The organism is Shinella sp. HZN7, assembly GCF_001652565.1.
GTDB classification, from domain to species: Bacteria; Pseudomonadota; Alphaproteobacteria; order Rhizobiales; family Rhizobiaceae; genus Shinella; species Shinella granuli.
This window is the reverse complement of the sequence record NZ_CP015736.1, coordinates 1,883,639-1,903,022: the sequence shown is the minus strand read 5'-3', so window position 1 is coordinate 1,903,022 and position 19,384 is coordinate 1,883,639. Positions and strand designations below refer to the sequence as shown.

Annotated in this window: 17 protein-coding genes; 9 read left to right on the top strand and 8 right to left on the bottom strand. The window is 67.5% G+C overall.

Annotated elements, in window-relative coordinates; genetic code table 11:
• Positions 1–2: 2 nt before the first annotated feature.
• The 3 genes from rpe to shn_RS09205 form a co-directional block, all read right to left on the bottom strand.
• The gene (gene rpe, locus shn_RS09215) at positions 3–680 is read right to left on the bottom strand and encodes a ribulose-phosphate 3-epimerase (RefSeq protein ID WP_064332514.1); all 678 of its coding nucleotides are present in this window, start codon (positions 678–680) and stop codon (positions 3–5) included.
• A gap of 68 nt (positions 681–748) precedes the next feature.
• Entirely contained in the window at positions 749–1,753 is a 1,005-nt protein-coding gene (locus shn_RS09210) for a P1 family peptidase (RefSeq protein WP_064330124.1), read from the bottom strand.
• The gene (locus shn_RS09205; protein ID WP_064330123.1) at positions 1,750–2,826 is read right to left on the bottom strand and encodes an ABC transporter substrate-binding protein; all 1,077 of its coding nucleotides are present in this window, start codon (positions 2,824–2,826) and stop codon (positions 1,750–1,752) included. The genes shn_RS09210 and shn_RS09205 overlap by 4 nt, the downstream gene beginning before the upstream one ends.
• 177 nt (positions 2,827–3,003) lie before the next feature.
• Here shn_RS09205 and shn_RS09200 point away from each other — a divergent pair, with 177 nt between their 5' ends.
• The 8 genes from shn_RS09200 to shn_RS09165 all read left to right on the top strand — a co-directional run bounded on the left by shn_RS09200 (position 3,004) and on the right by shn_RS09165 (position 10,871).
• Complete coding sequence (locus shn_RS09200; protein ID WP_084437879.1) at positions 3,004–3,486, top strand: flavin reductase family protein; 483 nt, start codon at positions 3,004–3,006, stop codon at positions 3,484–3,486.
• 78 nt (positions 3,487–3,564) lie between these two features.
• Complete coding sequence (locus tag shn_RS09195) at positions 3,565–4,440, top strand: MoxR family ATPase (protein WP_064332513.1); 876 nt, start codon at positions 3,565–3,567, stop codon at positions 4,438–4,440.
• 3 nt (positions 4,441–4,443) lie between these two features.
• The gene (locus tag shn_RS09190; RefSeq protein WP_064330121.1) at positions 4,444–5,685 is read left to right on the top strand and encodes a VWA domain-containing protein; all 1,242 of its coding nucleotides are present in this window, start codon (positions 4,444–4,446) and stop codon (positions 5,683–5,685) included.
• Positions 5,686–5,695: 10 nt separating this feature from the next.
• A complete protein-coding gene (locus shn_RS09185; RefSeq protein ID WP_064330120.1) occupies positions 5,696–6,022 on the top strand; it encodes an XdhC family protein in 327 nt (108 codons plus the stop codon).
• Complete coding sequence (locus tag shn_RS09180; protein ID WP_064330119.1) at positions 6,022–6,720, top strand: XdhC family protein; 699 nt, start codon at positions 6,022–6,024, stop codon at positions 6,718–6,720. Before shn_RS09185 ends, shn_RS09180 begins: the two co-directional genes overlap by 1 nt.
• Positions 6,717–8,327 carry an NTP transferase domain-containing protein gene (locus shn_RS09175; RefSeq protein ID WP_064330118.1) on the top strand — a complete coding sequence of 537 codons (1,611 nt, stop codon included), beginning with the start codon at positions 6,717–6,719 and terminating at the stop codon, positions 8,325–8,327. The genes shn_RS09180 and shn_RS09175 overlap by 4 nt, the downstream gene beginning before the upstream one ends.
• Before the next feature lie 3 nt (positions 8,328–8,330).
• Positions 8,331–8,648: a TfoX/Sxy family protein gene (locus tag shn_RS09170; protein WP_064330117.1), complete on the top strand. Its 318-nt coding sequence runs from the start codon at positions 8,331–8,333 to the stop codon at positions 8,646–8,648.
• 108 nt (positions 8,649–8,756) lie between these two features.
• Positions 8,757–10,871 carry a TonB-dependent receptor domain-containing protein gene (locus shn_RS09165; protein ID WP_064330116.1) on the top strand — a complete coding sequence of 705 codons (2,115 nt, stop codon included), beginning with the start codon at positions 8,757–8,759 and terminating at the stop codon, positions 10,869–10,871.
• On the opposite strand, the gene shn_RS09160 is transcribed toward shn_RS09165, so the two are convergent.
• The 5 genes from shn_RS09160 to shn_RS09140 form a co-directional block, all read right to left on the bottom strand.
• Complete coding sequence (locus tag shn_RS09160) at positions 10,872–11,282, bottom strand: NUDIX domain-containing protein (RefSeq protein WP_064330115.1); 411 nt, start codon at positions 11,280–11,282, stop codon at positions 10,872–10,874.
• 9 nt (positions 11,283–11,291) lie between these two features.
• Entirely contained in the window at positions 11,292–12,791 is a 1,500-nt protein-coding gene (locus shn_RS09155) for a DEAD/DEAH box helicase (protein WP_064330114.1), read from the bottom strand.
• A gap of 193 nt (positions 12,792–12,984) precedes the next feature.
• Entirely contained in the window at positions 12,985–14,262 is a 1,278-nt protein-coding gene (locus tag shn_RS09150) for a M23 family metallopeptidase (protein WP_064330113.1), read from the bottom strand.
• Between the two features lie 94 nt (positions 14,263–14,356).
• Positions 14,357–15,184, bottom strand: a complete 828-nt coding sequence (locus shn_RS09145; RefSeq protein ID WP_064330112.1) for a ferritin-like domain-containing protein — start codon at positions 15,182–15,184, stop codon at positions 14,357–14,359.
• 22 nt (positions 15,185–15,206) lie between these two features.
• Positions 15,207–15,674, bottom strand: a complete 468-nt coding sequence (locus shn_RS09140; RefSeq protein ID WP_064330111.1) for a peroxiredoxin — start codon at positions 15,672–15,674, stop codon at positions 15,207–15,209.
• A 149-nt stretch (positions 15,675–15,823) separates the two neighbouring features.
• Here shn_RS09140 and shn_RS09135 point away from each other — a divergent pair, with 149 nt between their 5' ends.
• Entirely contained in the window at positions 15,824–19,210 is a 3,387-nt protein-coding gene (locus tag shn_RS09135) for a DUF3971 domain-containing protein (RefSeq protein WP_064330110.1), read from the top strand.
• Positions 19,211–19,384 lie beyond the last annotated feature (174 nt).

Genomic DNA, 19,384 nt, shown 5'->3' with positions numbered 1-19,384 from the left:
CGTCACGCCCGCGCGCCCTCCGCATTGCTGCGCAGAGTGTCGATGGTTTTGCGATAGGCGTCAACATGACCGCCGCTGAAGATCGCCGAGCCCGCGACGAAGACATTGGCGCCGGCCGCGGCGGGCAGGGCGATCGTATCGACGGCGATGCCGCCGTCGACCTCAATGTCGATCGGCCGGTCGCCGACCATTTTCCGAACGCGGCGCAGTTTTTCCTGCATGGCCGGGATGAACTTCTGGCCGCCGAAGCCGGGATTGACCGTCATGACGAGGATGAGGTCGATCTTGTCGAGCAGGTAGTCCAGCACGCTTTCCGAGGTGGCCGGGTTGATCGACACGCCGGCGCGCTTGCCGAGCGCGCGGATCGCCTGCAGCGAGCGGTCGAGGTGCGGGCCGGCCTCGGCATGCACGGTGATGCCGTCGCAGCCGGCCTTCGCGAAGGCTTCGAGATAGGGATCGGCGGGCGCGATCATCAGGTGGCAGTCGAAGAAGGCGTCGGTGTGCGGGCGCAGCGCCTTGATGACATCGGGACCGAAGGAGATGTTCGGCACGAAATGGCCGTCCATGATGTCGAGATGGATCCAGTCCGCCCCGGCCGAAACGACGTCGCGCACTTCCTGACCCAGCTTGGCATAGTCGGCGGCGAGGATGGAGGGCGCGATCCGGATGGGAAGGGTCATGTCAGGCTCCGTCAAGAAGGAATTTGGCGTCGCCATACCATTCCCGGCAGGGGGGAACAACGGTCGAATTACCGCAGCGCCCAGCTCGGCAACATGTCGCCGGGCATCGGCGTCGCATCGTGTACGCCGCGGGCGATGGCGCGGGCCATGGTGGCGGCCGCAGTGGCGCAGAGCGTGATGAAGTCCTCCGGCGCCGGCCGGCGGCCGCTCCTGCCGGTCGAAAGTGCGAAGACGAGGTCGCCGTCGAGCGGCGTATGGGCCGGCCAGAGGGCACGGGCGAAGCCGTCATGGGCGGCGATCGCCAGCCGCTTGGCCTCGGCCTTGGTGAGGACCGCATCGGTGGCGATGACGGCGATCGTCGTGTTTTCCGTGCCGCTCTGCCGCCGGGACAGTTTCGTGCGCGGCGTGCGGGCATCCGCTGGGAAGGGGAAGGGCAGGCCGAGGCCGCCGAATTCGTCCGCCTCCTCGAACGGCGCCGCCCAGAAATGCCGCGTATCGCCGATGGTGGCGGAGCCGAGCGCATTGACCGCGACAAGCGCGCCGATGGTGAAGCCGCCCTCGACGACGCTGGAGGCGGTGCCGAGCCCGCCCTTGCAGGTCGCCGTCAGCGCGCCGGTGCCGGCGCCGACGCTGCCGGTGGCAAAATCCGCCGTCGCCTCGGCAAGCGCCGTATGGCCGAGCTCGCGATAGGGCGGATAGCGGCCCCAGTCCTTGGCGCCGCCGTTCATCAGGTCGAAGAGGATGGCGGCCGGCACGATCGGCACGCGGTGCGGGCCGACGGCAAAGCCGCGCCCCCTTTCGCGAAGGCCCGCCTGTACCCCCGATGCCGCATCGAGCCCGAAGGCCGAGCCGCCGGACAGCACCAGCGCATCGACGGCCTCGACCGTGTTGTGCGGTTCCAGGAGATCGGTCTCGCGCGTGCCGGGCGCGCCGCCCAGCACCTGCACGGCGGCCGTCGCCGGTTCCTCGCAGAGGACGACGGTGACGCCGGAGCGAAGCACATGATCCGTGGCGTTGCCGACCGTGAGCCCGGCGACATCCGTCAGGCGGTTTCTCGGGCCGGGCCGCATCATTCGCTCCCCGTTGCCGTGTCGGCCGGCACGAAGGCGCCGGCGCGCCAGACGAGCAGGCGATAGGGATTTTCCGCGAGTTCGTGGTCGGCCCCGAAGGCGACGGTGCCGATCGCCGTCGCGAAGGGCGTGCCGGAAAGTGCCGCCGCAAGATCGCCGCCGCGGCTTGCCGCCGTCGCAAGGATGGTGACGGCCGCATGGGCGGGCAGCACATAGCCTTCCGCGAAAATATCCTTTTCCTTCATCGCCGCCGCGACGGCCTCGCCCTCCGGCAAGGCCTGGTAGTCCGGCAGCGCGATCGCCCCGACGCCGTCGGTCATCGGCACGAGCGGATCGGCGCCCATCAGGGCCTCGCCGCCGATAAGCGCCAGCGCCACCTTCTCCGTCCCGGCATCGCGCGCGATCACCGCCATATCCGTCCGGTCGCCGCCGACGAAGACGCGCGTGACGCCTGTCTGGGCGAGGCGGCGCACGAGGGTGAGCTGCTGCTCCTGCGCCGGGCGATAGGTGTCGACGAAGGCGGCTTTCATGCCGACCTCCTCCAGTCGCAGCCGGATCGTCTCGACCAGCTCGCGGGCATGGATCGTGCCGTCGTCGATGAGCGCGAAGGGCTCGGCCTTCCAGTCCCGGACGATGATCTCGACCGCCTTGTCGGCCTCCGCCTTCGGGCCGGGGGCGAGGCGGAAGAGCGGCCAATTCTTCTTCAGCGCATCCTCCATGAGGATGCCCGAGCGCACGGAAAGCGTGATCGCCGGCACCTTCGCCTCGGCAAGGGCGGGCAGGGCGGCGGCAAGCCCCTCCGTGCAGAGGAAGCCGACCGCGGCAACGGCATCCGCCGCCAGGATCGCCTTGCCGATCGCCGCGCCGTCGCTCTCATCGCAGGCCTCGGGAATTTCCACCACCGTGTCGCCGTTCGCCTGCGCGGCGAAGCGGGCGCCGTCGCGCACCTGCTGGCCGAGGATGGCGAGCGGCCCTTCCGCCGGCGCGACCACGGCGAAGGTGAGGCCGGCCGCGGCTGCGGGAGAGGCGGCAAGCACCGAGGCGCCGAGCAGGCTGGCAAGGAAGGCGGTTCTCATTCTCAATCCATCGATCGCGATGACGCTCTTTGTAAGGATCGGGCCGGCAGCGTCAAAGAGAAATATGGCCGCCTCGTCTCCGGCAGGACAGGAAAATTCGGGAACGGGGGTTACATTTTGCTTCATTTTCGCCATGTATCTCCTGTGGTGAAGGAGAATGCCGTGTTGGACAGATTGATGCTGGACCCGTCGCTCTACCGTGATGCGATGAGCCGCTATGCCGGCCATGTGCAGATCGTGACGACGGCGCATGCGGGCGAAAAGCGCGGCGTGACGATCACCGCCGCCTGCTCGGTGTCGGACAATCCGGCCATGGTGCTCGCCTGCGTCAACGCCTCCAATCCGAAGAACGCGATCTTCTCCAGAAGCGGCAATTTCGCGCTCAACACGCTTTCCGCCGGCCAGATCGACCTTGCCAACGCCTTTTCCGGCCGCGACCCGGCGCTGACGGCGGAGCAGCGCTTCTCCATGGGCAACTGGCAGGAGCTGGTGACCGGCGCGCCCGTGCTGAAGGATGCGCTGGCCGCCTTCGATTGCCGGCTTGTCGAGCTCAAGGTCATGGCGACGCATATGGTGCTGATCGGCGAGGTGATGGGCGTCTCCTTCGGCGAGCCCGGAGAGGCCCTTCTCTATATGGACCGGGGCTACCGCACGCTATAAGTTCGTTCTTCCAGACGGAGGAACGGCGTGGCCTATCAACGCGGAAACATCCCGCAATCCATCGACGAAACCGTGGAGATGCTGGCGGCGGGCAACTATCTCGCCGGACGGTCGCTGGCGACCGTCTTGTTCCTCGCGCTGCGCATGAAGCGGCCGCTCTTCCTGGAGGGCGAGGCCGGCGTCGGCAAGACGGAGATCGCAAAGGTGCTTGCCGCCGCACTCGACCGCCCGCTGATCCGCCTGCAATGCTACGAGGGCCTCGACATCTCCTCGGCGGTCTATGAGTGGAACTATCCGGCGCAGATGCTGGAGATCCGCCTTGCCGAGGCTGCCGGAACCACGGATCGCGGCCGCATCGAGGCTGACATCTTCTCCGAGCGCTATCTCATCCGCCGCCCCGTGCTGCAGGCGCTCTCCTCGCCGGATGGCCGGGCGCCGGTCTTCCTGATCGACGAACTGGACCGCACCGACGAGGCCTTCGAAGCCTTCCTCCTCGAAGTGCTGTCCGATTTCCAGGTGACGGTGCCGGAGCTCGGCACCATCCGCGCCGCCGAGCCGCCCATCGTCATCATCACGACGAACCGCACCCGCGAGGTGCACGACGCGCTGAAGCGCCGCTGTCTCTACCACTGGGTCGATTATCCCGCCGCCGCGCAGGAACTGGAGATCATCCGCCGCAAGGTGCCGGGCTGCAACGCGGCGCTCTCGCGGGAGGTCGTCGCCTATGTACAGAAGCTGCGCGGGCTCGATCTCTTCAAGAATCCGGGCGTCGCCGAAACCATCGACTGGGCGAGCGCGCTCACCGAGCTCGACCGCGTCGCGCTCGACCCGGAAACCGTGTCCGACACGCTCGGGACGCTGCTCAAGTACCAGGACGACATCGCCCGCATCGAGGGCGCGGAGGGGCGCAGGCTGCTGGATGGCGTGAAGGCCGATCTGGCGGCGGCGGGCTGAGCGATGACGGCGGCGGCGGACAACGGCCTATCGGGCGCGGCCTTCGAGGGGCGGCTTGCCGACAATATCGTGTTCTTCGCCCGCGTGTTGCGCAAGGCGGGCCTGCGCATCGGGCCGGCGGCGGTGACGGATGCCATCGAGGCGGTGCGGGCGATCGGCATCGGCGAGCGCGAGGAATTCTATACGGCGCTGCATGCGACGCTGGTCAAGCGGCACGAGGACGACGCGGTCTTCGACGAGGCGTTCCGGCTGTTCTGGCGCTCGCGCGAGCTCGTCGGCAAGATGATCGCGCTGATGTCGCCGGTGGTGCGGCGCGAGGCGGAGCGGGAGAAGCGCAAGGCGGGCGAGACGCGCGTCTCCGATGCGCTGTTCGGCGGCCGGCAGGACGAGCGGCGCCTGCGCGACGAGCCGGACATCGAGGTCGATGCCCGGTTCACCGCCTCCGGCAGCGAGGTGCTGCGCAAGACGGATTTCGCGCAGATGTCCGCGGCCGAGCTTGCCGCCGCCAAGCGCGCCATCGCCGGCCTCGTGCTGCCTCTCGACGAGGTGCGCACGCGCCGCTTCCGCCGTTCCACCCGGCCGGTGGCGATCGACGCGCGCGCCACGATGCGCCATGCCATGCGCACCGGCGGCGCGCTGATCCTGCCGCGCCACCGGGGGCCGAAGACGGTGCATCCGCCGCTCGTGGTGCTGGCCGACATTTCCGGCTCGATGAGCCAGTACACGCGCATCTTCCTGCATTTCCTGCATGCGCTCGGCGAACACCGCCGCCGCCTGCACGCCTTCCTGTTCGGCACGCGGCTCAGCAATGTCACGCGCCAGATGCGCCACCGCGATCCCGATATCGCGGTGGAGGCGTGCAGCCAGTCGGTCAGCGACTGGTCCGGCGGCACGCGCATCGGCGAGACGCTGAAGGAATTCAACCGGCTCTGGTCGCGCCGCGTGCTGGGGCAGGGCGCGGTCGTGTTGCTTATCACCGACGGGCTGGAGCGTGAGGGCATCGACCTCCTGGAAAGGGAGATGGACCGGCTGCACCGCTCCTGCCGGCGGCTCGTCTGGCTCAATCCGCTCCTGCGCTTCGAAGGGTTCGAGGCGCGGGCGCGCGGGGTGCGGGCGATGCTGCCGCATGTCGACGAATTGCGGCCGGTGCACAATCTGGAGGCCATGGCCGACCTGGTGGCGGCGCTTTCCGGCGAGGCGCCGCGCGGCACCGGCGATCCGCGGCGTTTCCTGCCGGCGGCATGAGGAGGGGAGAATGGAGACCAACGACGTGTTCGATCCGCTGGCCATCGCGGAACGCTGGATGGACGACGGGCGCATGGTGGCGCTCGCCACGGTCATCGAGACCTGGGGCTCGGCGCCGCGCCCGGTCGGCAGCCATCTGGTGATCGACGGCGAGGGCAATTTCCACGGCTCGGTTTCCGGCGGCTGCGTCGAGGGCGCCGTCATCGGCGAGGCGATGGAGGTGATTGCGGACGGCGAGCCGCGGCTCCTGGAATTCGGCGTCGCCGACGAGACCGCCTGGCGCGTCGGCCTGTCCTGCGGCGGGCGCATCCGGGTCTATGTGGAGCGCGTCGGCTGATGGATCCCTATCTCCTGCGCAAATTGAACGCGGAGCGCGCCGCCCGCCGTGCCGTCATCCACCTGACCGATCTCGGCGACGGCCGCGACCGGGTGATCCGCGAGGGCGATCCGGTCGCCGGCCCGCTCGGCGAGGCGATCACGCGCGCCTTCCGCTCCGGCCGGTCCGGCCTTGTGGAAGTCGAGGATCGAAAATTCTTCCTCAATGTCCACCTGCCGCCCGCCCGCATCGTCGCCATCGGCGCGGTCCATATCAGCCAGGCGCTGGCGCGGATGGCCGGCGTCGCCGGTTTCGACATCACCATCATCGACCCGCGCACCGCCTTTGCCACGGAAGAGCGCTTTGCCGGCATCGACCTTGCCGCCGACTGGCCGGAGGATGTGCTGAAGGTGCGGCCGCTCGATGCCTATACCGCCCTCGTCGCCGTCACGCACGATCCGAAGATCGACGATTTTCCGCTGTCGCAGGCGCTCACCACCGGCTGTTTCTATGTCGGCGCGCTCGGCAGCCGGAAGACCCATGCCAAGCGCGTCGAGCGCCTGACGGCGCTGGGGCACGGCGCGGCGGAGATCGCCCGCATCTCGGCGCCCATCGGCCTCGATATCGGCGCCGCGAGCCCGGCGGAGATCGCCGTCGCCATCCTGGCCGACATCGTGGCGCATCTGCGCCGGCGCCCCCTCCTCGGGGCCGGACCATGATCTTCGGGGAGGTTCCGGTGTCCGGGGCGCTGGGCGCGCGGCTGGCGCATGGCGTGCGCGTGGCGGGCCTGTCGCTGCACAAGGGGCATGTGGTGACGCAGGCGGATTGCGACGGGCTGCTTACCGCCGGTGTCGCGACCGTCATCGCCGTGCGCCTCGAAGCCGGCGATCTCGACGAGGACGCGGCGGCGGCGCTGATCGCCGAGGCGATACCGCCGGACCACCTGACCTTCACCCCGCCCACGACCGGCCGCATCAATCTCCATGCCGCCGCCAACGGGCTCTTCGTCGCCGACCGGGCGGCCATCGACCGGTTCAACCGGGTCGATCCGGCCATCACCATCGCCACCCTGCCGGACCATGCCAGCGTGACGGCCGGCGACATGGTGGCGACGATCAAGATCATTCCGCTGGCGGTGGCCGGCGATCTCGCACGCAAGGCGGCGGCGGTGCTGGCCTCCAGCCGGGCGCTGGAGGTCAAGCCGTTCGTGCCCCGCCGCGTCGGGCTCGTCGCGACGGAACTGCCGACGCTGAAACCCTCCGTGATGGACAAGACGCGCCGGCTGCTCGAACAGCGCCTGCATCCCTCCGGCAGCCGCTTGACCGGCGAGGTGCGGGTGCCGCACCAGGCATCCGGCGTCGCCGAGGCGATCCGTGTGGCGGTGGCAGACAACGACCTCGTGCTCGTCTTCGGCGCCTCCGCCGTCACCGATGGCAACGATGTCATCCCCGCGGCCATCCGGGCCGCCGGCGGCGTGGTCGAGCATGTCGGCATGCCGGTCGATCCCGGCAACCTGCTGGTCCTCGGCCGCGTGGGCGCGGTGCCGGTCATCGGTGCGCCCGGCTGCGCGCGCAGCCCGAAGGAAAACGGTTTCGACTGGATCCTCGCCCGCATCCTCGCCGGGGAAACGCCCGGCCCCACCGAGATCACCGGCATGGGCGTCGGCGGCCTTCTCGCCGAGATCCCGAGCCGGCCACAGCCGCGCGATGTCCGGGCAGAGGAACGGCCGCTCTCCGTCGCGGCACTGGTGCTCGCCGCCGGCCGCGCCAGCCGCATGCACGGCCGCCACAAGCTGCTCGCCGCCTTCGACGGCAAGGCGCTCGTCCGCCGTTCGACGGAGGCGGCGCTGGCAGCCCGGCCGGCGCGCGTGCTGGTGGTGACGGGACACCGGGCGCAGGAGGTGGAGGCGGAGCTTTCCGGCCTCAAGGTCGATCTCGTGCGCAATCCCGATCATGCGCAGGGCATGTCGACCTCGCTGCGGGCGGGCGTCGCCGCGCTCGGCCCGGGCTGCGACGGGGTCGCCGTCATGCTGGCCGACATGCCGCATGTCACCGGCGAGGACGTGCGCCGGCTGCTCGATGCCTTTGCCGCGGCCGGCGGCCATGCCATCGTGCGGGCCGTCTCCGGCGGAAAGCGCGGCAATCCCGTCGTGCTGCCGCGCACCACCTTCGCCGCGATCCTGCAGCTTGAAGGCGATGTCGGCGCGCGCCATATCGTCGAGAGCGCCGGGCTCGACATCGTCGACGTGGAGATCGGCGCGGCGGCGCATATCGACGTCGACACGCCGGAGGCGGTGCTGGCCGCGGGCGGGGTCCTGAAAGGGTAGGGCATGGATCGGGACGCGATCGAGGAGATGTTCCAGGCGCTGGGACCGGTGACGATCAAGCGCATGTTCGGCGGCAAGGGCATCTACCACCAGGGCCGCATCCTGGCGCTGGAAGTCTATGACGAGATCCTGCTCAAGGCCGACGCGGTCAGCGCCCCGGATTTCGCGGCCGCCGGCTGCCGGCAATGGTTCTATGACGGCAAGAGCGGCAAGCCGGTGAAGATGCCCTACTGGTCCATTCCGGACGAGGCCTTCGACGATCCCGACCTCATGGCACTCTGGGTGCGCCGGGCCTACGAGGCGGCGCTGCGGGCCAAATAACCGCAGCCCGGAAAACGCGGCATTAAAACTTGACTTATATTGTCATGTTGTCCATTACCGATCGGTCCGCGCGTCAAAATTGCGCGGGCAGAGTGCGGTGAGGTCTCCATGAAACAGGTTCGTTTTCACGCGTCAACGCTTCTTGCGGGCACGGCCATGGCGCTTGCGCTGCTGGCAGCCGCCGGACCCGCCACCGCGCAGGACGCGACGGCGACCGACCTCCAGCAGATCAACGTGGAAGGCGATGGCAATGGCGACGGCATCGTCGACGTTCCGGCCGGCGTCTCGACCGCCGACCGCGAGAAGATCCAGGACCGCTATGCCGGCGACGTGATGCAGGTCCTGCGCTCCGCACCGGGCACCTTCACGCGCGAGCCGGCGGACCAGCCGGGCATCACCGTCAACATCCGCGGCATGCAGGGCATGGGCCGCGTCAACAGCATGATCGATGGCGTGCCGCAGACCTTCAGCAACCTGTCCGGCCATGGCGGCACCTTCGACAGCCTGCTTTATGTGGAACAGAACATGCTGGTCGGCATCGACGTGACGCGGGGCGCGGTCTCGGGTGCCGAGGGCATGGGCACGCTGGCGGGCGCGGCCAATTTCCGCACGCTCGACGTCGACGACGTGCTGCTGCCCGGCAGGGACTACGGGGTGATGACCTCGGTGCGCGCCGGTACCAACGGCTTCGACTATTCGCGCCTCCTCAGCGGCGCCGTGCGCACCGAGATGGGCGAGGGCGAGATCGGCATCGTCGGCGCGCTCAGCGACACGAAGAAGAGCCCCTACGAGAACGGCTCGGGCATCCTCTACCCGAATGCCGGCGACCAGCATCCGAAATCGGGCCTCTTCAAGGTCAACCTGTCGCCGAACGCCGATCACAAGCTGTCGCTCGGCGGCATCTGGTACGGCAACGAGTTCCTGCCGGGCAGCTCCGGCTACAACTGGATCGTCGAGAACCAGACCTATACGGCAAAATACAGCTACCAGCCCGGCAGCGACCTGATCGACCTCTCGATCAACGCCTATCTCAACATCACCGATCTCGAATTCGACGGCACCAACGGCAATGTCAGCACGTTCGACGGCCGCAAGGGCACCAACACGACGGCCGGCTTCGACATTTCCAACCGCATGCGCTTCGATCTTGGCGAGGAAACGGAGCTGAAGCTCACCTATGGCGGCGCCTACAGCCGCGACCGCTACGAGGGCAACGCCAAGCGCGGCGCCAATCCGGACGGGACGCTGGTGAAGGCGGGCGTCTTCAGCGAGGCGACGATCTCGCACGGCATCTTCGACCTGACCGGGGGCCTGCGCTACGACTACTGGTCGCTCGAAGGCGTCAGCGGCTACGACGCGCCGGGCACGAACGGCTGCGCTGCCGGCGGTGATCCGTGCCCGATGGAGACGCTGTCGCGCGACGGCGGCGACCTCAACCCGAAGGTCACCCTCTCGGCGCGCCCACTCGAATGGCTCCAGCCCTATGTGACCTATGCCCATACCGCCCGCCCGCCGACGGCGGCCGAGATGTTCTATCCCGGCGGCCACAGCTTCGACGGCTCCTCCGACCCGGTCAACAACAATCCCAACCTCGTGCCCGAAAAGAGCCGCGGCTGGGAGTTCGGCGTCAACATGACGACGGACGACCTCCTGACGCCGGGCGATTCCGCCTGGTTGAAGGTCGGCTATTTCCACAACCGCATCCGCGACTACATCACCTATGACATCGACACGGACGGCGCGGCGCGCTGGGTCAACGTGGATGGCACGACGGTGATGAAAGGGCTGGAAGTGGAGGGCGGCTACGATGCCGGCCGCTACTATGCCGGCTTCTCGCTGACGCTCGCCGACACCAAGCAGCCGGAAGGTTCCGCCGCCGGCGTCGGCAGCGACACGGGACGGCTGCCGGACGATTTCCTGACCATCGACGCCGGCATGCGCTTCCTGGAGGAAACGCTCACCGTCGGCGGCCGGATGCGTTATGTCGGCAAGAGCAAGCAGGCCTATATCAACCAGAGCATGGCCTTCGACGTCGACGCCTATACGCTGTTCGACGCGCATGCCTCCTGGCAGGTCAACGAGAACGCCAAGATCTTCTTCAATGTCGAGAACGTCTTCGACACGACCTACATGAAGGCGAATTCAGGCCTGATGGACAATTACGGCGGCGTCAAGAACGGCCGCGGCCGCACCTTCATCATCGGTGCGACCGCCCGGTTCTGATCATTTCCGCAAGGCTTTCACCGCATCGGCGGCAAAGCGCGAGAGCGGCGCGGGCAGGGCGTCGAGGGAGAACCAGCCGAATTCCGGCAGCTTCTCCGGCTCCATGACGCGCGGCTCGCCGGAAAAATCCTCCGTCACATAGATGAGCGACAGCCAGTGCTGGCGTTCGTCCGCGATGATCTGCTCGGAAATGCACAGGAAATCGACGGCGCCGATGGTCAGCCCCGATTCTTCCTCCGCCTCCCGGCGGGCGGAATCCACGGCGCGCTCCATGTGGTCGATCTTGCCGCCGACGATGTTCCATGCGCCGGCCTCCGGCGCGCGCAGGCGCCGGTAGAGCAGGAGCTTGCCCTCACGCAAAATCGCCAGGCCGCAACCGAGGCCTGGCACATCGATGCCTGGAATGGACATTCCGGGAGATCAGGCCTTGCCGGCGATCAGCATGAAGGCCGGAACCTCGTCGCCGAAACCGAGCGGCGTCGGGCCGTCATCGTCGTCGCGGCGGTAACGGCTGCGGCGATCGCGGCTGTCGTCATTGGCCGGACGCGGTGCGGCATGGTTTGCGGCACGCGGATTGCGAGCGGGATTCTGCGGCCGCCCTTCCGCCTTGCGTTCAGCTTTCACGGCTTCCACCTTCTCTTCGCTCTCGCTGGTCTCGATGCGCGTTTCGGTTGCGCGGGGTTCGCCCTTGCGGCCACGGGAACGATCGCGGTCGCGGTCACGACCGCCCCGATCGCGGCCGCCGCGGGGACGCTCGCGCTCCTCGCTCTCGGCCTGCGGCGGCAGGTCTTCGATGCCGCCGCTCAGCCATTCGATCTTCTGATCGATCAGCTTCTCGATGGCGTCGAGGAACTTCCCGTCGCGCTTGGATACCAGGGTGAAGGCGGCGCCCGAGCGGCCGGCACGGCCGGTGCGGCCGATGCGGTGGACATAGTCCTCGGCATGGATCGGGACGTCGAAATTGAAGACGTGGCTCACATCCGGAATGTCGAGGCCGCGGGCCGCGACGTCGGATGCCACGAGAAGGGTAAGCTTGTTTTCCTTGAAGTTGGCCAGCATCGTCGTGCGGGCCCGCTGGTCCATGTCGCCGTGCAGCGCGCCGACGGAGAAGCCGTGGCGGTCGAGCGAGCGGAAGAGCTCGGCGACGTCGACCTTGCGGTTGCAGAAGATGATGGCGTTCTTCAGGTCGTCCTGGGCGCGGATGAGATCGCGCAGCGTCGCGCGCTTCTCGTAGTCCTTGCCGTGCGTGGCGACGAGGCGCTGCGTCACGGTCTTGGCCGTGGAGGAGGGCGGTGCCACCTCGATGCGCTCGGGGTTCTGCAGGAAGCGGTCCGCGAGCTTCTGGATTTCCGGCGGCATGGTGGCCGAGAAGAACAGGGTCTGGCGGGTGAAGGGAATGAGCTTGGCGATGCGCTCGATATCCGGGATGAAGCCCATGTCGAGCATGCGGTCCGCCTCGTCGATGACGAGGATCTCGACGCCGGTCATCAGCAGCTTGCCGCGCTCGCAATGGTCGAGCAGGCGGCCGGGGGTGCAGATCAGCACGTCTGCGCCGCGCTCCAGCTTGCGGTCCTGCTCGTCGAAGGAGACGCCGCCGATGAGGAGGGCGACGTTCAGCTTGTGGTTCTTGCCGTATTTCTCGAAGTTTTCCGCAACCTGGGCGGCAAGCTCGCGCGTCGGCTCCAGGATGAGCGTGCGCGGCATGCGGGCGCGGGCACGGCCCTTTTCGAGCAGCGTCAGCATCGGCAGAACGAAGGACGCGGTCTTGCCGGTGCCCGTCTGGGCGATGCCGAGAATGTCGCGCCGCGCTAGCGCCGGCGGAATGGCACCCGCCTGGATCGGGGTCGGGATCGTGTATCCCGCGTCGGTGACGGCGGACAGGACTTTCGGGCTCAGGCCAAGATCAGCAAAAGTGGTCAAAGGGAAAACAGTTTCCGTTCCGGTTCTTGCGAACGCAATGGGTTTCAGCGGCCCTATCGCCGCGAGGATGCAGCGCAAATATGCCGAAAGTGCCGGAAAGTCAAGGAAATCAGCGAATTTGGTAAATGCGCGAGCGATTTGAAGCCCATGGCCGATATTTTTGTCATACCAGAGCGCTTCACCTTGCGTTACGTCAATCCATATAGGTCGTCAGCTTCATGCCGGCCGTGAGGAAGCGCATGGGGTCGAGCGCCTTGCCGTCGCGGCGCACTTCATAGTGCAGATGCGGGCCAGTGGAGCGGCCCGTCGTGCCGGAAAGCCCGATCGGGGTGGAGGCTTCCACATGGTCGCCGACCTTGACGAGCACGCGGGAAAGGTGGGCGTAGCGCGTCGTCAGGCCGTTGCCGTGGTCGATTTCCACCATATTGCCATAGCCACCGTTGCGCCCGGCCACGACGACCGTGCCCGCGCCGGTTGCGCCGATCTGCGTGCCGGTGCGGGCGCGAAAGTCGATGCCGGCATGCAGCGCGAGACGGCCGAGGAACGGGTCGGTGCGGTTGCCGAAACGGCTCGTGATGCTGCTGGCGGGCGAGGGATTGCCGAAGGGCAGCTTTCGCGCGGTGCGGCGGGCATTGTCGAGGCGGTCCAATGCGGTGTCGAGATCGTTGATCGAGGTTTCGAACGGATCGGTGACATCGACCGGCTCGACGAACGGGCCGCCGATCGCCGTTTCCGAATCGCCGCCCTCCGCCTTTTCGGCGACGTCGAAGCCGGTGCGGCGCAGGATGGTCTGGATGGCGTCGGCCGTTTCCGAGGCGCCGGCCGTCAGCGACTGGATGCGGTTGATCTGTTCGTGTTCCAGGTCCTTCAGTGAGAGCGTGACCTTGGAGAAGAGCCGGTCGGCGCGATCGGCGACCGATTCGTTCGTCGCGGCATAGGCAAGCTGCGCCGTCTTCTGCGAAGCGCTTCCGGTCGCGCCCATGATGGCATTGATGGCGCCCACCGCATCGGCCCGGCGCCCGTCCGTGACGGAAATCCCATCGGTAACGGGGGCGGTTGCGCCGGCATTTTCGGCGCGGTTCAGCAGGGCGTCGAGCTTGCCATGGCGGGCGGAGAGGGCGAGCTGTTGCTGCATCAGCTTCTCGACCTTCTCCTCGACGACCTGCTGGTCGAGGAGCTGGCGGCTGGTGACGCGGTCGACCTGCGCCCGCAGCGCGGAGATGCGGTCCTCGTAGTCGTGCTGCATGCGGGCCTGGCGCGCCATGGTGGCGCCGATCAGGTCGTCGCGCAGCACGAGATAGGAGGTGGCGGCAAGGTAGCCGACGGTGAACATGCCGGCAAAGCAGAAGGCGACGGCAGCCATCCAGGGACGGATGGTCATGTGGCGGATCTTGTCGCCGCTCGCGAAGATCACGATATGCTGCTGCGCACGCTTTCCGAAGACGCGGTTTTCAGGACGCTCCGCCACCATTTGCTCCCCGACCGATTCTTGAAGGTCTCGTGCCGGAATTACACATTGTTAGGGTTAACAAAGGCTTTCCCGGCGGGGTTGCGGGCGAGGAATATCAGCTTTGGCTGACGGAAACGAGCGAGCGGTAGAAGGAAGGCGTCAGGCCGGCTTCGGCCCGTGCGACATCGTTGAAGGGCGGCTTGAGCGGCCCGCGGAAGTTCGTGCGCACCAGTTCCCTGAAGGTGGCCGAAGGGTCCTTCTTCTCGCGGGCGCAGAGGAAGCGGAACCATTTGGCGCCCACCGCCACATGGCCCTTCTCGTCGTTGTAGATGACGTCGAGGATGTCGGCGCTGGCATCGTCCCCGGTCTCGCGCATCTTGGCCTGCAGCGTCGGCGTCACGTCGAGCCCGCGCGCCTCCAGGATGAGCGGCACGACGGCAAGGCGGGCGGTCAGGTCGTTGCGCGTGTCGTGCGCGGCCTGCCAGAGCCCGTCATGGGCCGGCAGGTCGCCATAATCGGCGCCGAGCTCGCGCAGGCGATCGCGGATCAGCCGGAAATGCTTGGCCTCCTCGAAGGCCACCTGCATCCAGCCGTCGAAGAAGGAATGCGGCACGCGCTCCGTCGTGAAGCGCGCGACGATGTCGAGCGCGAGGTCGACGGCATTGAGCTCGATATGGGCCAGCGCATGGAGAAGCGCGATGCGGCCCTTGAGCGTGTGCAGCGAGCGCTTCTCCATGTGCCTGGGCGGAATGAGCTCCGGTCTTTCCGGCCGGCCGGGCCGCGCCGGCAGGACCGGGTCGCGCGGCGAGCGCATCGAAAGTGTGCGGGCGAACCAGCGGCGCGCGGTCTCCTGCGCGAGCGCCGTCTTCAGGTCGAGATCGGCGGCCGCAATGGCCGCCGTGGTGCCGCCCCGAAGGCTTTCGATATGGGGAAGTTCCGTCATTTCAATTATTTGCCTTGAAAATTTAAAGCTTTCTGGCGGCTTCCAGCACGGCCTCGACATGGCCCTTGACCTTCACCTTCGACCAGATCTCGGCGATCTTGCCGTTGGCGTCAACGAGCACGGTCGTGCGCTCGACGCCCATGTAGGTGCGGCCATACATGCTCTTTTCCTTCCAGACACCGTAAGCCTCCAGCGTCTGGAGGCTCTCGTCCGAGGCGAGCGGCACGCCGAGCGCGTGTTTTGCGACGAACTTGTCGTGCTTCTTCACCGGATCGGGCGAAAGGCCGATGAGGGCGACGCCGGCGGCCTCGAAATCCGCTTTCGCGGCGGTAAAATCCTTCGCTTCCGTCGTGCAGCCTTCCGTGTCATCCTTGGGATAGAAGAAGAGGACGACGGGCCGGCCGCGGAATGCGGAGAGCGAAATGGTGCCGCCGCCATCGCGCGGAAGGGTGAAGTCCGGAGCTTCGACGCCCGGAGCCAGTTCTGCCATGGGATTTCCTTTCTTTGGCCGGCTTTTTGAGTCAAGGAGCCGGCCTCCCGATATATAGTGGCAGGCAGAATCGTCCAGCGGCGAGCGGACGGCAGGCAGCGATTCCATGGGATAACGCTGCGCAATGGGGCAAAGGAAACCAGCACGAGATGGCAGAACTCCGCGACGAGAAGGTCGTGTTCCGCAGAAAGGACATCGTTCCGCTGCACGAACTGCCGTCTGCGCAGGCGCATGACCCCATCGTCCTGCACGCGGTCGAGGCGAGCCGCACCGGCATCGCCTGCCGCATCATTGCCGCCACCGTCGCGCTCGTCCTGTTTCTCGGCGCCGTGCTCATCGGCCTCGTCGAGACCGGCCTCTTCGACAGCACGCTGAACGCACGGGCCGTCGCCGCGCTCAACCAGGCACTCGGCACGCGCTACCGCGCCTCCGTCGACCACACCGTGCTGCGGCTTGCCGGTTTCAACGGGTTCGCGCTGAAGGCGGAGAATGTCCGCATCGTCGAGGTCGAATCCGGCAAGGAACTGGCGACGACCGATTCGATCGGCATCGTGCTCGACCCGCTCGGGCTCGCCTCCGGCCGCATCGCCGTCTCGCGGCTCGATGTGGACGGCGCGATGTTCAATGCCGCGCTGCTGCCGAAGAGCAAGCCGCTCGACCTGGCGGCGCTGCGCATTTCCGACGTGCCGGACTATCTCGAAACCACCTTCGAGCGGCTCGACGGCGTCAGCCACCTCATCGACACGAACGGCATGCAGACCGTCAAGGCGTCCGACCTCGGCGCGACCTTCCAGGGGCCGGACGGCAAGGCGGTGACGCTGGCCATCGCCAGCCTGCAGTTCACCCGCGACGGCGACGGCACCATGTCGATCGACGGGCATTTCACGATGGATGGCGCCGAGGGCGAGATCGACCTGACCGCCTCGGGCGCCGAGGGATCCGTGCGCACGCTGGACGGGTCGATCCGCAATGTGGCGCTCGGGAAATTCCTGCTCGGCAACGATGTCAACGGCAATGTGCATGCCGGCGTCGACACGACGGCGGATGTCTCGGTCCATGCGGTGCGCGAGATCGACGGGACGAAGCCCGAACTCGGCCTCGACGTCGCGCTCGCCGCGGGCTCCGTCTATGGCGATGGCATTGCGGCGGAGCTGCGCCCGTCCACCCTCACGGTCGGCTACAATTTCGACAAGGGCTCGATCGAGCTCGCCTCCCAGGATGCCGGCGTCGGCCAGTCGCATTTTCCCTTCACCGGCGGCCTCATCGACCTCGACCGGGTCTCCGACCGGCCGGACAAGGGGTTCGCCATCGACCTCGTCTTCAGCAATGCGGTGAGCCGTCCCGTCGATTCCAGCGAGGCACCGATCCGTTTCGATGCCAAGGTCAACGGCTACTATCTGCCGAAGACGAAGAACCTGCTGTTCGAGGAGATGGCCGTCTCCAGCGAGAAGGGCAATGTCGCCGGCTCGCTGGCCATGCGCTTCGGCGAGCGGGACCCGGAGATCAGCTTCGTGATGATCGCCAGCGAGCTGGAATCGGCCGCCGTCAAGCAGTTCTGGCCGTTCTGGATGGCCAAGACGGCGCGTAGCTGGGTGATCAAGAACATTTTCGGCGGCACCGTCACCAATGGCCGCATCGAATTCTACCTTGCCGAAGGCCGCGAGCGCCTGCCGGGCGTGCCGATGCATCTCGGTCCGGAGGAGTTGAAGATCGACTTCGACATCGAGGGTGCGCGCATGAACGTCGCCGGCGAGATCCCGCCGCTGCGCGACACGTCCGGCAAATTCCGCCTGCGCGGGCCGCGCACGGAGATCGCGATCAACGGCGGCACGGCCTATTTCCCGTCCGGCCGCTCCGTCGCGCTGACCGGCGGCACCTTCGTGCTGCCCGACAACTACAGCAAGCCGCTGATGGCGGACATGGACATCGATGTCGCCGGCAATGCCGACGCCATCGCCGAACTGGTGACCTACCGGCCGATCCGCGCCCTGCCGGCGACCGGCTTTGCGCCAAATGATTTCAGCGGCGAGGTGAAGGCCAAGGTGCAGGCGCATTTCGGCGTCATCGCCGCCCACGACCCGCCGCCGCCGCAATGGACGGCGGCCCTGACGCTCGACGATGTCGACCTCGCCAAGCCGATCGCCGGGCGCACCGTGACGGGCCTGCGCGGCCTTCTCGCCATCGATCCCCAGAAGGCCGACCTCAAGGCCAGGGGCGATATCGATGGCGTGACGCTCGACCTCGAACTGGCCGAGCCCGTCGGCAAGGCCGCCGGCTTCAAGCGCAGGACGGTGCTGTCCGGCACGCTCGACAACAAGGACCGCCGCAAGCTGCTGCCGGGCCTTGAGGACGTGGTCGAGGGGCCTGTCGAGGTGCGGCTGGAGCAGGAGGGCGACGGGCCGCGCACGGTGGAGGCGGATGTCGGTTCCGCCGCGGTCTCCATTCCGTGGATCGGCTGGACCAAGGGCGCGGGCATCGGCGGCAAGGTCACGCTGACGGCGGACACGAAGGAGGGCGTCACCCGCGTCTCCGATTTCCGCTTTGCCGGCGACGGGTTCAACGTGGCGGGCAATCTCACCTTCCGCGGCGCGCGGCTTGACGCGGCGAACTTCTCCACCGTCCGGCTTTCGGCCGACGACCGGTTCCGCCTGAAGGTGGAGCGCGGAAAGTCCGGCTATTCGGTCGTGGCGGATGGCGAGGCGGCCGATGTGCGCGCCGTACTGGCGCGCCTCAAGAATGCGACCGGCGGTGGCGGCGAGAAGCAGGACGTCACCATCCGGGCCGATCTCGCACGGGCCGTCGGCTTCAACGGCGAAACGCTCTCCAATGTCAGCTTCCGCTACAGCACGGCGGGCAGCCGCATTTCGGGCGTGGACCTCTCGGCGGTGACGAAGAGCGGCGCGCCCGTCGTGGCGCAGCTTGCCAGCAATGGCGGCGCGGACGCTATCCAGCTCACCAGCGGCGATGCCGGTGCTGTCGCGCGTTTTGCCGATGTCTACAGCCACATGCGCGGCGGTCTCCTCAATGTCCGACTGCGCGAGACGGCGGGCAGCGGCTGGCGCGGATCCGTCGATATCAGGAACTTCTCGCTCGTCGGAGAGGAGCGCCTGCGCTCGCTCGTCTCGACGCCGGCCGGCGAAAGCGGGCGCAGCCTCAACGAAGCGGTGCGCCGCGAGATCGACGTCAGCGCCGTGAAATTCTCCCGCGGCTTTGCCCAGATACGCACCGGCGGCGGTGCGCTGAGCCTCGAAAACGGCGTGGTGCGCGGCGAAACGGTCGGCGCCACCTTCCAGGGCACGGTGCGCGATGCCAATGGCCGCACGGACATGACCGGCACCTTCATGCCGGCCTACGGCCTCAACCGGCTGTTCGCCGAACTGCCGCTGATCGGCATCCTCCTCGGCAACGGCAACGACCGCGGCCTGATCGGCATCACCTTCAAGCTCTCCGGTCCCTTCGACAAGCCGAAGCTGACGATCAACCCGCTGTCGATCATCGCCCCCGGCGTCTTCCGCAACATCTTCGAATTCCAATGAAAAAGGCCGCCCGGAGGCGGCCTTCGATCTGGTGGCAAGGTCCGCAAACCTCTCCTCCTACGCCATGGTCGGGCTTGACCCGACCATCCACAACCCGTTGAAAAGAACGGATCCCCGGGTCGAGCCCGAGGATGACGGAGTGCTTGGAGCGATGTCTGCCATCAAACTGAAGGC